This window comes from Mannheimia bovis (assembly GCF_014541205.1).
Classification (GTDB): Bacteria; Pseudomonadota; Gammaproteobacteria; order Enterobacterales; family Pasteurellaceae; genus Mannheimia; species Mannheimia bovis.
In genome coordinates this window covers 1,548,287-1,562,709 of record NZ_CP061280.1, presented here as the reverse complement: position 1 = coordinate 1,562,709, position 14,423 = coordinate 1,548,287, and the positions used below count along the sequence as shown (strand labels likewise).

Sequence of the window (14,423 nt, the reverse complement as noted above, 5' to 3'; positions counted from 1 at the left end):
CCTAATGCGTTCTTTAATTATTGTAACCGATGATAAAAAGCTCCCCGTTGAGTTAAATGCTCAAGGGGGCTATTTTTATGTTCCTGATATAGTTCAACAGTTTAAATGCTGCTCTTTTTCTAACGCCAAATCTATTTTAGGGCAAGAACGCCCTTTCGCCATTTATGATATGCGTGCCGAGCAGGGGGTAAATTTTAATCTTGAGGCATTCGCCATTCTTGCAGGCACTATTCAAGAAAACGGTACGCTCTATTTACTTTGCCCACAATGGCAAACATTAGAACACGAAATTGACTTTGATGCGTTACGTTGGAACGAAAATCACGCTATTGCCTGCCCCAATTTCTATCAACATTTAAAAAAACTTGTGGAGAAATTTGGGTTTCAAATTCAAACAAACCCGATAGCACTCACAACAAGCGGTAATTTTTCGGCAAAATCTTACAATTTTCATTTAACGCAAGAGCAGCAAAATATTTTGCAAAATCTACCGCTTGATTCTGCCGATATTCATTTGATTACCGCCCCTCGTGGACGTGGAAAATCCACCCTTTCAGGCTTACTGGCGAACCAGTTATCAACGCAGAACCAGGTGCTGATTACAGCTCGCACTACCTCGGTCTTACCCCATTTTTTTGAAGGTGCAAAACAAGCAATTCCCTTTTTTGCCCCCGATCATCTTATTGAGCAAATAAAAAGCCAGCAAATTTCACCTCATCAATGGCTATTTGTGGACGAAGCGGCGAGCCTGCCGTTACCTATTCTCAACCAACTTTGCGATTATTTTGATAAAGTGGTTTTAACTACGACTACGCAAAACTACGAAGGCACAGGGCGAGGTTTTTCTCTTAAGTTTTTGCCACAATTAACTCGCTCCAATAAACATTGGCAGCTGACAAAACCGTTGCGTTGGGCAGAAAATGATCCGCTTGAGCAGTTTGTGAATGAATTACTTTTGCTTGAAGAAACCGAAAATAACAACAATTTAGCTGATTTTTATCATTTACTTGCTCAAGCTCATTACAAAACCACGCCGACTGATTTACGCCGATTGTTTGATGGTGAGCAGCAAATTTTGCATCAGGAATATCAAAATGAGCAACTTATCGGCGGTATGTGGGCGGTAAATGAAGGCAATTTAGATGAAAATCTAACGCAAGCCATTTGGCAAGGCAAACGCCGCCCGCAAGGCAACTTAGTGGCACAATATCTCTGCTTTCAAGGGAATTTACCTCAGGCGTGTAAGTTACGTTCAGTCCGGATTTCTCGTATTGCGGTGCTGCCTGAAAAGCAAAATCAAGGTATTGGTAAGCGGTTGATTTCCGATTTTATTTTGCAAAATAAAGATAAAAAACCACCGCTTGATTTTATGTCCGTCAGCTTTGGGCTTACTGCTCCGCTCTACTGTTTTTGGTCTGCTTGCGGTTTTCGGCTTGTGCAAATTACCCCAAATAAAGAAGCCAGCAGTGGCTACCGTAGTGCAATGATGATTTATCCACTTTCTGCTCAAGGCGAACAATTTTGCCAAGACGCAGAGCAAGCCTTTAGCCGTGATTTTTCTCTACAGCCGTTTTTTAGCGAAATGTGTGCTGATTTGCAAAATTTTTGTGGATTTCAACCGCTTGCTGAGCTGAATTTAAGTGATGTTGATTGGCAAAACTTGCAAGGTTTTGTGGAACAGCAACGCACTTTCTCGGCAGTTTATGTCAGTCTAAAAAGACTTTACTATTCAGATAGGCAAAAATTTGCTTTTTTACACGATATTTTTGAGCAGGAGAACGCAGAGAGTCTAAAACAGCCCAAGTCGTGGTTGGAAAATTGTCGAAAAATATTACAAGAACAGTTAGATTTTAAAAATCATTAAAATAAGTTATGGTTTGTATCAATTTTTTTATGTTTTGCTCTTGCTAATTTTTCCATTTAGCCGTATAAATTCACTGTCTATTTTCCATTTTTAAAGAGGATTTCTAATGTCAATGTTCAGTCATATTCAAGCAGCACCGGCAGACCCAATTTTAGGTTTAGGCGAAGCCTTCAAAGCCGACACCCGTGAAGGCAAAATTAATCTTGGAATCGGTGTTTATATGACCGATGAGGGTAAAACTCCAATCGTTAAAGCGGTAAAAGAAGCAGAAAAACGCTTATTAGATACCGAAACCAGCAAAAACTACCTCACTATTGATGGTGTTCAAGCCTTTAATGCGGCAACACAAGCCTTATTATTTGGTGAAGGGGCTGAAGTGATCACTTCTGGTCGTGCAAAAACAGCTCAAAGTTTAGGGGGGACAGGTGCATTACGTATTGCAGCAGAATTTATTAAACGCCATACCAATGCGAAAAATGTGTGGATTTCTACTCCAACGTGGCCAAACCATAACGGTATTTTTGATGCAGTTGGAGTGAATGTAAAAGGTTATCGCTACTACAATAAAGAGACTAACGGTTTAGATTGGGATAATCTACTTGCTGATTTAAGCCAAGCAGAAGCGGGCGATGTGGTATTATTACACGGTTGCTGCCACAACCCAACCGGTATTGACCCTACTCCGGCACAATGGGATCAGTTAGCCGCATTGTCGTCTGAAAAAGGTTGGTTGCCGTTGTTTGACTTCGCATATCAAGGCTTTGCCAACGGCTTAGAAGAAGATGCTTACGGCTTGCGTGCATTTGCGAAAAACAACCGTGAATTATTAGTGGCGAGCTCATTCTCTAAAAACTTCGGTTTATATAACGAGCGTGTAGGGGCATTCACTTTAATTGCGGATAACGCCGATGATGCCAATCGTGCATTTACACAAATCAAATCAATTATTCGTGTGCTTTACTCTAACCCGTCAGCTCACGGTGCAAGTGCGGTTGCAGTGGCATTAGCCGATCCTGAATTAAAAGCACAATGGATTGAAGAGTTAGACGAAATGCGTAACCGCATTAAAGATATGCGTACGCAATTAGTAGAAAAATTGAAACAGAAAGGGGCAACTCAAGATTTCTCTTTCATTACCGAACAAAACGGTATGTTCTCATTCAGTGGCTTAACTCCTGAACAAGTGGATAAATTGAAAGATGAATTTGCAATCTATGCAGTACGCTCAGGTCGTATCAATGTAGCAGGTATTACCAGCAAAAATATTGATGCCTTAGCGGAAGCGATTGTAAAAGTGCTTTAAGCTAATAAATGAATAAAGGCGAACATCAAGTTCGCCTTTATTTTTGATTTAAATTGATTATTTTTCTAACCAAAGCATAAAATCTGCTACGGTATGGAACGAGCCAAACACCAAAACGATATCCTCTGCTTTTGCTTTCTCAAATAAGGCAAGGCTTGCCTCAGGCACGCTTTGGTAGCTGCAAGCGGTTGAATTTGGTAAAACTTTTACCAATTTTTCTAATACTTGCTCACCACTCTGCCCACGCCAACAATTTAAGCTGGCACAATGCCATTCATCAATTACATTTTCGAGTGGCTGAACAATGCCGGACAAATCCTTATCTTCTAATGCACTAAATACTGCATAGATTTTTTGATTTGCTTGTTTTAACTCTGCAAGTTTATCTGCCAAATAACGGGCTGCGTGCGGATTATGCCCCACATCAATAATTACTTGTGCAAGCGGTTGTTTTTGTGAAAATTTTGCAAAATCTTTATCCGTTAAAAGCTGAAAACGGGCGGTCATTTGAGCTTCGCTAAATGCTTCTCGGATAATTTGTTCATTAATTTCAAATGGTAATTGCATTAATGCCGCTAGTGCCGTTCCCGCATTTGGAATTGGAATTAATGGTAGAGGTAAATCTTTAAAGTTTTTTTCTTTAGAATACCAATGGAATAGATTGTTTTTAATTTCAAAATGCCAATCTTGATCCCGATAAAAAGCGTTACAATTTAACGATTTCACCATTTCTCTAATGGAATTAGGGCAATCCGACTCGCCGATAATTACAGGAATATTTTCACGGAAAATGCCCGCTTTTTCACGTCCGATATCTTCTCGGTTATCGCCTAAAAATGCAACGTGATCGATATCGATAGACGTAATAATCGCAAGATTTGGATTAACAATATTGGTCGCATCTAATCTGCCACCTAAACCAACTTCTAAAATCACAATATCTAACTGATTTTGCTTAAATAATTCAAAGGCAGAAAGTGTACTAAACTCAAAATAAGTAAGTGAAGCGGTCTTTTTTTCATTAATTTTTGCAAAGGATTGAACGTGATACGTTTCCGGCAGAACATCGCCATTAATTCTTACCCGTTCATTATAATGAATTAAATGCGGTGAAGAATAAACACCAACACGAAAGCCTGCTTTTAATAAAGCGATTTCCAGTAATCGACAAGTTGAACCTTTGCCATTTGTTCCCGCAACGGTAATGACATAAGGGGCAGGATTAAGTAAATCCAAATCCTTTGCAACTGCTGTAATACGATCCAAGCCCATATCAATCGGCTTAGAATGGGCTTGTTCTAAATAGGAAAGCCACGTTTCCAAAGAATCCGTGGCTTTAGGGGTAATTAATGTATTCATTCGTTATTCTACATTTTCAACAATCAATTCTGCCACTTTAAACGGCGTCGGTTGATTAGTTAATTTTGCACAAATACGTGCAAGGGCATCACGCATTTCTTTACGTGGAACGATCATATCAATCGCACCGTGTTCTAATAAAAACTCAGCACGTTGGAAACCTTCCGGTAATTTTTCACGCACTGTTTGCTCAATAACACGAGGTCCGGCGAAACCGATTAACGCTTTTGGCTCAGCAATATTTACATCACCTAACATCGCTAAACTTGCTGAAACACCGCCCAGCGTTGGGTCGGTTAAAACAGAAATAAACGGCACACCCTGCTCTTTCATTTTTGCTAAAATCGCACTGGTTTTTGCCATTTGCATTAATGAAAATAATGCCTCTTGCATACGAGCTCCGCCCGATGCCGAAAAACAGATAAACGGAATTTTTTCCGCTAAGGCTTTTTCTGCCGCTTTCACAAATTTAGCTCCAACAACAGACCCCATAGAACCGCCCATAAATTCAAAGTTGAATGATGCAGTTACCACAGGCATATCATAAAGTTTCCCCGAAAAAACGATAAAGGAATCTTTTTCGCCCGTTTGTTTTTGTGCAGCCGTTAAACGATCTTTATATTTTTTTAAATCTTTAAATTTCAACACATCTTGTGGTTCTAAATCCGCAGCAATTTCAACAGCTGAATCTTTGTCTAATAAGTTTAATAGACGTGTGCGAGCATCAATACGCATATGATGATCACATTTCGGGCAAACTTGTTGATTGCGTTGCAATTCCTCACTGTATAACACCTGTTCACAGCTTGTACATTTTGTCCAAACGCCTTCCGGCACTTTTGATTTAGCACTTGATGAGGAAGATTCTCTACCTAAAATTCTTTCTAACCAGCTCATTTTTATTCCTTTTGGATTGAGTTGTGAGATAAATAAAATTCTTGCTATTAAAGCACAATTTACGGTTTTTTGATACGTTTTATTGACATATCAGATCACTAAGTGTGTGTATAAGTTCGATAAAAAAATGCAATTAGAAGAATGGCAAGCATTACCACAATTTGAATCAAACGTTTTTTAGTTAATTTTTCTGCTGCCATTTCGTTCCTAGTTTTGATAAAAGCTGCCTTATTATAAGCGAAAAGAACGTTATTATGCTAGAATTTGCAAAAATTTCACAAAAATCAACCGCTTGTACAAGGAAAAATATGGCAACTATCGAACAATTTCTTGAAGTTGTAAATCAACTTCGTCACCCGGAACAAGGCTGCCCTTGGGATTTAAAACAGAATTTCGACACAATGCTCCCTCATTTATTAGAAGAAACCTATGAGGTTGCTGAAGCTATTCATACCAATGATCGCTCCGCTCTGCGTGAGGAATTGGGGGATTTATTACTCCAAGTGGTTTTCTTAAGTCAGCTTGCGAAAGAGGAAGGATCTTTTACCTTTGATGATGTAGTAAACGATATTCACGATAAATTGATTTATCGTCACCCTCACGTTTTTGGTGATGTGAAAGCAGAAAATAGTGAAGAGGCATTAAAAAGTTGGGAGCAACAAAAAGCAAATGATGAGAAGCATAAAAATCAACAATCTATTTTAGATGATCTTCCGTTTGCACTACCAGCACTTACTCGTGCCAATAAATTACAAAAACGTTGTTCAAAAGTGGGATTCGATTGGGATAATCCGCAAGGAGTGTTAGAAAAAGTAGAAGAAGAACTTGATGAAGTAAAAGCAGAAATAGTTCAATATCCGAATCGTTCCAAAGAATTGGCTGAAGAATTAGGCGATTTATTGTTTGCAATTGTAAATTTATGTCGTCATTATCATACTGATGCTGAAGAAAATTTACGAAATGCCAATCTTAAATTTGAAAAACGCTTTAGAAAAGTCGAACAAGCAGTTAAAAATACCGGAAGAACTGTAAAAGAGTGTAAGTTAGCCGAATTAGATGCAATTTGGCATCAAGTAAAAAAAGTAGAATAATTTGTTTTGCTTGTTATAATAAGATAAATCTTACTATTTCAGAACCATATTATAGCTATAAAAATTAAATATAGTTGCCCATATTTTATAGGAAATATCTTATGCTAAAAATCCTATTAATAGATGATGATATTGAACTGACTGAATTATTAACAGAACTGCTCTCATTGGAAGGATTTCAAGTAAAAGTGGTTCATAATGGTCAAGAAGGCTTAAATGAATTAGAAGCTAACCAATATGATTTAATTTTACTTGATGTAATGATGCCTGTCTTAAATGGTGTAGAGACATTAAAACGAATCAGACAAAAATACACATTACCTGTTCTAATGTTAAGTGCAAGAGACGACCAAATTGACCGTATTTTAGGTTTAGAATTAGGGGCTGATGATTATCTACCTAAGCCTTTTAATGACCGTGAGTTAGTGGCAAGAATGAGAGCTATTTTAAGACGCACAGTTTCTCAACTACCTCAAGCAGATGATATTCAAATTGAATCTAGCTCGGTTGAAAATATGGCTAAATTGTTACAATTTGCAGGTGTACAGCTACATTCAGGTCGCCAGCAAGCCTCTTATCAAGGTAACGATTTAGACTTAACAGGTACAGAGTTTGCATTATTACAACGCTTGATACGTAATCCAGGTCAAATTTTATCTAGAGAGTTATTAAGTTTAGAAATCTTGGGTAAACAATTAACGCCCTATGATCGTGCTATTGATATGCACATCTCTAACCTTCGTAAAAAATTACCCGAACGAGAAGATGGCTTACCTTGGTTTAAGACATTAAGAGGAAAAGGTTACTTATTGGTAACCGAATAATATTTTCCAAATCCCTAAATAGAAATTATTTTAGGGATTTTTATATTCTACGATTATGTATGCTAAATTTATTAAAAAAATATTCAAACCTTAGAAAACGCTTAGCCTATAAACTTGTTACGTATTATGGTTTATTACTTAGCTTATTTATTGTAATTACTTTTAATATTGATAAATTTGATTCAAGAAAATTCTCACCTATTTCACAAAAAGATCAGTTCTATTTTAAAAATGAAAGTTTTGAAACCGAACAAAATTTAAATTTAGATGAAGTATTTGAGCGAAATTTATCTGTTGAAACAGCTAACGGTTATGATGTTATTTTAGAAGATAAAGAGAGTGGGAATTTAAGTGGTGTAAACCAAAGTAATATTAAATCACTACAATTTTTTATTTACCAATCACAACAAACTCAAGAGCCATTACAACGCCGCTTTGAAAATATTGAAATATATGGACCTTTCATTGTTAAATCACCTACACATACTTATAACCAATATTTTATTAAAGCCGTAGATGCTCAAAAAGAGTGGTTGAATACGATCCTAGATTCTCCATTTTTAATAACATTAATACTAATGTTTTCAGGTATACCATTGTTATTATGGTTATCATTTAAAATTACTAAACCTGTTCAAAATTTAACTGAATCTGCAAATGCCATTGCAACAGGATATCTGGAAACTAATCCTAAACTCGAAAACGAAAGTATCTATGAAATCAGAGAAGTTGGAAAAAGTTTTAATCATATGGTAACAAGTTTAAAAGACTTGACCGAACAACAACAAAGAATGATTTCAGATGTTTCTCACGAGCTAAAAACACCACTAGCAAGGTTACAATTAGCTACAGCTATTTTACGTAGAAAAACAGGAGAGCTTCCTGAAATTAATCGTATTGAAAATGAAATTGGTAAACTGGATCAAATGATTAAAGATTTACTGGTTATTTCAAGACAAAAAATTAATTATCAAATTAATAAAAAAATATTTGAAATTAACGAAATCTGGCAAGATGTTATTGAAGATGCTAAATTTGAGACATCACAGAATAATATAGTACTTATTATTAAACAAAATATTGAAAATCCGGCACTCTATTTTATTAATGGTTCTCAGGATTCTCTTTCTAGTGCGTTAGAAAATTTAATTCGCAACGCACAGAAATATGCAAATCAAATCATTGCTATTTCAATGGATATTCACGATGAAAAATTAACATTAATTGTTGAAGATGATGGGCAAGGTGTACCAGAAAGTGAGTATGAAAATATTTTAAAGCCTTTCTACCGGGTGGATGAAGCCAGAACCAGAGAAACGGGTGGCACGGGTTTAGGGTTATCGATTGTTCATAATGCGGTACAGCAACATCAAGGCGATATTCATTTAACAAAAAGCGATATGGGCGGTCTAAAGATAGAATTAAACATTCCGCTTTGGACACAATATTCCTAAATTTGCAAAATTGATGAGAAAAACGACCGCTTGTATGAAGTTAATCGAAATTGAAAATCTGAATAAATATTTCGGCTTGGGAGAAAACCAAGCCCATATTTTAAAAAATATTAACCTTACCATAGAACAAGGTGATTTTGTTGCCATTATTGGAGCTTCAGGCTCCGGCAAATCCACTTTGATGAATATCATCGGTTGTTTAGATACCGCTAGTTCAGGCATTTGCCGTATTGGTGGAAAAGAAACCCAGCAAATGACTGCTGATGAGCTTTCTGACCTACGCCAACGTAAATTCGGTTTTATTTTCCAACGCTATAATCTATTGCCTGCTCTTACAGCCAATGAAAATGTAGCTCTACCCGCCATTTATGCAGGAATGGATACCACATCTCGCAAACAACGTGCCGATAATTTATTAGCTAAACTGGGATTAGATGATAAAATACGCAATCGCCCCAATGAACTATCAGGAGGACAACAGCAACGTGTCAGTATTGCTCGTGCATTAATGAACGGTGGTGAGATTATTTTAGCCGATGAGCCCACAGGGGCATTAGATTCCAAAAGTGGCGAAACGGTATTGGAAATTTTACGGGATCTACACCAAGAGGGTCATACCATTATTATGGTTACTCACGATCCTAACATTGCTGCTCAATCCAGCCGCGTAGTTGAAATTAAAGATGGTGAAATTATTCGAGATGAACGTCAAAAGCCCTATTCTACTGAACTCAAACTTAGTAAAACGCCTCATAAACAACCTCGATTTATCGATCAATTAATCGAATCTTTCAAAATGGCGAGTAGTGCTATTTTAGCTCATAAAATGCGGGCGTTGCTCACGATGCTTGGCATTATTATTGGCATTGCCTCTGTTATTTCCGTTGTCGCATTAGGACAAGGCTCGCAGCAGCAAATTCTTGCGAATATCAATAGTTTAGGTACAAATACAATGGATATTCTCAACGGTACAGGCTTTGGCGACCGACGGGCAAATCTTACTAAAAACCTAACGGTTAGCGATGCGTTAGCACTAAGTCGGCAAAATTACGTTGAAAGTACTACTCCATCAAGCAATGTAAATGCAACATTAATTTATGGCAATACTGCGGTAACAGGCTCTGTGCGTGGTGTCGGTGAAGAATTTATAGACGTAAAAGGGCTGAAACTCATTTCAGGACGTTTTTTCACTACTGAAGAAGTCAAAAATGTTGCTCAAGTAATAGTGATAGATCCCAACACTCAAAAAGACTTAGGCTTACCTGCCCCGGTAGAAGGCAAAATTATTTTAGTGGATAAAAAACCGCTTCAAATTATTGGTGTAGCTGAACAAGCCAATGCGATGAATCAAACCAGCCTGACCCTTTGGTCGCCTTATAGTACGATTATGCAACGTGTTTCAGGAGCGAAGCAGATTGATTCTCTCACCGTTAAAATTAAAGATAATGTTGAAAGCCAAACGGCGGAAAAAAGCATTACCGAGCTACTCACCGCCCGACACGGTAAAAAAGATTTCTTTATTATTAATAGTGATAGCATTAAACAAACCATCACTGATACCACAAATACGATGACATTGCTGATTTCTTCTATTGCACTTATCTCATTAATTGTAGGCGGTATTGGGGTAATGAATATTATGTTGGTTTCAGTAACTGAACGAACCCGTGAAATTGGTGTGCGAATGGCAATTGGAGCAAAACAACGCAATATTTTGCAACAATTCCTGATTGAAGCTGTTGTAATTTGCTTGATTGGAGGCGTAATTGGTATTTTATTGGCAGGCAGCATTATTTGGGCGTTTAATCATTTAGGCTCAAACTTTAAAATGATTCTTTCGCCAGAATCTGTCATTATTGCGGTATTCTGCTCTACCCTTATCGGCATTGTATTTGGATATATTCCGGCTCGTAATGCATCAAGACTTAATCCGATTACAGCACTAGCCCAAGAATAATAAATAATTTCACAAGCGGTAAGATTTTTGTAAAATTTTACCGCTTATTTACAGAATAAAAAGGAAAAACTAATGACAATAACCAATCTTGAACTAGAACAAATTCTCAACACAAAACTAAGTAGCCCCGCAATTAATGACTATGCTCCAAACGGTTTACAAGTTGAAGGCAAAAGAGAAATCAAAAAAATCATTACCGGCGTAACTGCCTCACTCCCTCTGATTGAAAAAGCAATTGAGAAAAATGCAGATGCGATTTTAGTCCATCACGGCTATTTTTGGAAAAGCGAAAACCCGTGCATTCGTGGTATGAAAGGTAAACGCATTAAGCAATTGTTAGTGAATGATATTAATCTGTTTGGCTACCATTTACCCCTTGATATCCACCCGGAACTAGGTAATAACGCTCAACTAGCGAAACATTTAGGCGTAATAAATTTACAAGGTTTAGAAAATACCCCAAATTCTATTCCAATGTATGGCGAATTAGAAACACCGATTTCTGCGGAAGAACTGAAGCAAAAACTCGAAAAAACGTTACAACGCACCGTTATTTTATGCAATGAATTTACTTCATCACCACAAAAATTGATTAAAAAAATCGGTATCTGTTCAGGCGGCGGACAAGGCTATATTGATCTCGCTTTTGAAAAAGGCTGCGATGCGTTTATTAGTGGCGAAATTTCCGAACAAACCACTCACTCTGCCCGTGAACAAGGCATTTACTACTTCGCCTGCGGACACCACGCCACAGAACGAGACGGCGTAAAAGCTCTCGGTGAATGGCTGGCTCAACAATATGGCTTAGAAGTAGAATTTATTGATATTGATAATCCTGCATAAGTAAAAAACAAAGGCGGACTAACACGTCCGCCTTTTAAGATAATTGCAAACAAGATGTAAAATTTAACCGCTTGTTCGCTTATTTTCCTTCCCTTCCACATAAGTAATATAAACTGTTGCAGCAATAATAATGGCAGCTCCTAGCCATAATTTGCCCGGCGGTACCCAGTTAAAAACGAGCCAGCCGGCTAATACATTGAGCGGTAACTTAATAAAATCAAACGGTTGAATGTAAGAAGCATCTGCTAAATTATAGGCTTTTGCTACTGCTAATTGAGCGAGAGCGGTTAAAAAACCGAGTAAAATTAAAAAGCCGAAATCACTCCACGAAGGAAGGCTAAATCCGCTTGGGCTAAGATTAGTTAAAGCAATCAACAAGTTAAACGGCGTGATTAAGATAAACAGATAAGCAACCATTGTTGTTGGGCTGTCATAACGGGAAAGTTTTTTAACCATCAATGAATAGCCCGCCCAGAAAAAGGCTGCGGCAAGTGGTAATAATGCAATCAAGTTAAAATTATCGCTCCACGGCTCTAAAATAATCATTGCTCCTACAAAACCAAGTGCAGTGGCAATCCATCGTCTTTTACCGACCTGTTCTTTTAAAAATACCCCCGAACCAATAGTTACAAAGAGCGGCGAAGTCATTAGTAAGGCAATACCTTGCCAAATCGGCAATTGGTTAGCTAATGCCATTGTCCAACACTGAATACCGATTGCGGAAAGAAAAATACGAAAACAATGTTGCCCAAAATGTGCCGTCTTTAATGATGAGAAAAAGCCGACATTATTCATACTTGGCACAAGAAACACAAACGCAATCAGATATTGCACTAATGCAATCACACTAGAGTCAATCGGTGAGATGGAAGTCAGCTTTGGAATAAGCGTATTAATACAGGCAAACAACACACCTGCGGTGATAATTGCAATTGCCCCTTTAATCGGTTGATGGTTTTTCATAGATTTAATAAATTCTATTTAGTGAGATAAAATGAATACGTATTTTGGCTGATCTGTTCTGCCACCACTTTTTCTGGCAACTGCTTAATTTCCGCTAGTTTTTGGATTATGGCAACGAGTTGCAGAGTAATTTCTACAGGCTTAAATCCCTCGTGTTGCCAAGGGGCATCAGTTTCAATTAAAAGCCGTTCTAACGGAAACGTCTGAGCGACTTTTTGCGTTTTCGGGTTAGTCAAAATATCGGGCGTAAGACTAACAAAATAAGGGGTTAAAAGCAATTTTTCCAACGTTTCATTACTTGCTTTAAACCAATGGAAATGGGCTTTTTGAATTTGATGTCTTGCCAGCAATTCAAGGGCAATTTCCGTATCCTCATACACAATATGCAAATTTAACGGCAAATTATACCGCTTGCTTGCCACAATAAAACGCTCTAACAAATCAATATAAGGCTGATAATCTAATTCCGGATTTTCTCGCTTCAGATAATGCGGCAACCCAACTTCCCCACAAGCGGTCAATTTTTGATACTTTTTTGCAATAAAATCGAATAACTTTTCGATCTCACTCTCCGTAGGTAATGCCTGCTCAGGGTGAAAACCTGCGGCAATGTAGAGATTAGAATACTGCTCTTTTAATGCCAATAATCTTTCACAACTCGCTAAATCCGTTGCAACAGCAAGAACGCCTTCTAAATTAGGCTGCTGCAAAATTTGTTTAATTTCTTGATCTAAAAATTGGTCAAGATGGATGTGGGTATCGAAAAGCATTTGTTACTTTTTTACAAATAAATATAAGAATACTAAAAAAATATTTCAAAATTAAATAGTTATAAATATATAATATAAACATCTTTCTGTAACTTATCTTAATCCAGTTATGAATAAAATATCTGACTTACTTAGCATAACCGAAAAATACAGCCATATTTTATACTATGCCTTTATAGCAGTGCTCATCTTAATACTTTACTTTGTGTTTACTTATAGAGCGAAATCAAGTTTTTCTTTAATCCATAGGTTATTAATCTTACTTATTGGGAATGATAAAAACTATAAAAAAGACAATGAACTTATCAATGATATTATGGAAATAGAACGGTTCAATTTTTACTATAAAACAAATGCAATATGTTTACGACAAAAACAGGAATTCGAATCATGGGTAAGGAAGTATGAACTAGATTATAAGCTATTATCGAAGTTAAAAAATAATTTTGACATTCAAGAACTAAAAGTGATTAACGTACCGAGCAAAAATAAATTTATAACACTATTAATAGTCTATTTACTCACTCTTTCGTTATCACTTATTACAATGCCATTTATGATAAACAATACTACTGGAGAATCCTTGCTAATACAATTAAAAAGCAATCAACAGTATTATTGGTTAAAAGATGATTATGTTAGGAAATTTAACTGGAAAGAGATATTCTCACTATCACATTCATCTGAAAAATATACTCACTGCCAATTCATAGAAGAAAATCACTCATCTGATGACATTAATACAATTTGTAAAATCATTCTTGATAAGAAGAATAACGAATACATAAAATCATCTATAAACACACAACAGAATTTATTCATTATGATTATAGTTATAATTGCAGTAATATTATTTCAATGGTTATCATACATATATAGCCTAGGTAATCGACTAGATGCAGATAGAATGATAAAAAAGAAAATAAAGCAAAGGCTTTAACACTAATTGTATTGATGGGATATACAAGTAAAAAATAGTTCCGCATAAATCCTGAATTTGGGGTAGCTCGTAGGTTGAGTTAGCAAAGCGTAACCCAACAAAACTTCTTAAAAATCGTGTTGGGTTTCTGCAAGATCAGCCCAACCTACTGTTTTATA

General features: G+C 36.7%; 12 protein-coding genes. 8 read left to right on the top strand and 4 right to left on the bottom strand.

The genetic code is table 11. The annotated features are described in order from the left end of the window. Nucleotides 1–4: 4 nt before the first annotated feature. Nucleotides 5–1,864 carry a tRNA(Met) cytidine acetyltransferase TmcA domain-containing protein gene (locus ICJ55_RS07770; RefSeq protein ID WP_188156291.1) on the top strand — a complete coding sequence of 620 codons (1,860 nt, stop codon included), beginning with the start codon at nt 5–7 and terminating at the stop codon, nt 1,862–1,864. A 106-nt stretch (nt 1,865–1,970) separates the two neighbouring features. Continuing rightward, on the top strand, nt 1,971–3,167 hold the full coding sequence (locus ICJ55_RS07765; protein ID WP_279611690.1) for an amino acid aminotransferase: 1,197 nt from the start codon (nt 1,971–1,973) through the stop codon (nt 3,165–3,167). A gap of 57 nt (nt 3,168–3,224) precedes the next feature. Here ICJ55_RS07765 and folC read toward each other — a convergent pair whose 3' ends face one another. Both folC and accD read right to left on the bottom strand, forming a co-directional pair. Next, a complete protein-coding gene (gene folC, locus ICJ55_RS07760; RefSeq protein WP_188156290.1) occupies nt 3,225–4,526 on the bottom strand; it encodes a bifunctional tetrahydrofolate synthase/dihydrofolate synthase in 1,302 nt (433 codons plus the stop codon). Nucleotides 4,527–4,529: 3 nt separating this feature from the next. Continuing rightward, nucleotides 4,530–5,423 carry an acetyl-CoA carboxylase, carboxyltransferase subunit beta gene (accD, locus tag ICJ55_RS07755; protein ID WP_188156289.1) on the bottom strand — a complete coding sequence of 298 codons (894 nt, stop codon included), beginning with the start codon at nt 5,421–5,423 and terminating at the stop codon, nt 4,530–4,532. Nucleotides 5,424–5,731: 308 nt separating this feature from the next. Here accD and mazG point away from each other — a divergent pair, with 308 nt between their 5' ends. The 5 genes from mazG (at nt 5,732) to ICJ55_RS07730 (ending at nt 11,592) form a co-directional block, all read left to right on the top strand. Continuing rightward, on the top strand, nt 5,732–6,514 hold the full coding sequence (mazG, locus tag ICJ55_RS07750) for a nucleoside triphosphate pyrophosphohydrolase (protein ID WP_188157707.1): 783 nt from the start codon (nt 5,732–5,734) through the stop codon (nt 6,512–6,514). 101 nt (nt 6,515–6,615) lie between these two features. Continuing rightward, a complete protein-coding gene (locus tag ICJ55_RS07745; protein ID WP_188156288.1) occupies nt 6,616–7,338 on the top strand; it encodes a response regulator in 723 nt (240 codons plus the stop codon). 59 nt (nt 7,339–7,397) lie between these two features. Beyond that, nucleotides 7,398–8,792 (top strand): envelope stress sensor histidine kinase CpxA, encoded by a 1,395-nt coding sequence (gene cpxA / locus ICJ55_RS07740; RefSeq protein ID WP_188156287.1) that lies wholly within the window; start codon nt 7,398–7,400, stop codon nt 8,790–8,792. Between the two features lie 34 nt (nt 8,793–8,826). Continuing rightward, entirely contained in the window at nt 8,827–10,749 is a 1,923-nt protein-coding gene (locus ICJ55_RS07735) for a MacB family efflux pump subunit (protein ID WP_188156286.1), read from the top strand. A 72-nt stretch (nt 10,750–10,821) separates the two neighbouring features. Further along, nucleotides 10,822–11,592: a Nif3-like dinuclear metal center hexameric protein gene (locus ICJ55_RS07730; RefSeq protein ID WP_188156285.1), complete on the top strand. Its 771-nt coding sequence runs from the start codon at nt 10,822–10,824 to the stop codon at nt 11,590–11,592. A gap of 63 nt (nt 11,593–11,655) precedes the next feature. On the opposite strand, the gene ICJ55_RS07725 is transcribed toward ICJ55_RS07730, so the two are convergent. Both ICJ55_RS07725 and ICJ55_RS07720 read right to left on the bottom strand, forming a co-directional pair. Beyond that, complete coding sequence (locus ICJ55_RS07725; RefSeq protein ID WP_188156284.1) at nt 11,656–12,555, bottom strand: DMT family transporter; 900 nt, start codon at nt 12,553–12,555, stop codon at nt 11,656–11,658. A 14-nt stretch (nt 12,556–12,569) separates the two neighbouring features. Further along, nucleotides 12,570–13,325 (bottom strand): TatD family hydrolase, encoded by a 756-nt coding sequence (locus ICJ55_RS07720; RefSeq protein WP_188156283.1) that lies wholly within the window; start codon nt 13,323–13,325, stop codon nt 12,570–12,572. A 109-nt stretch (nt 13,326–13,434) separates the two neighbouring features. Here ICJ55_RS07720 and ICJ55_RS07715 point away from each other — a divergent pair, with 109 nt between their 5' ends. After that, entirely contained in the window at nt 13,435–14,265 is an 831-nt protein-coding gene (locus ICJ55_RS07715) for a DUF6216 family protein (RefSeq protein ID WP_188156282.1), read from the top strand. Nucleotides 14,266–14,423 lie beyond the last annotated feature (158 nt).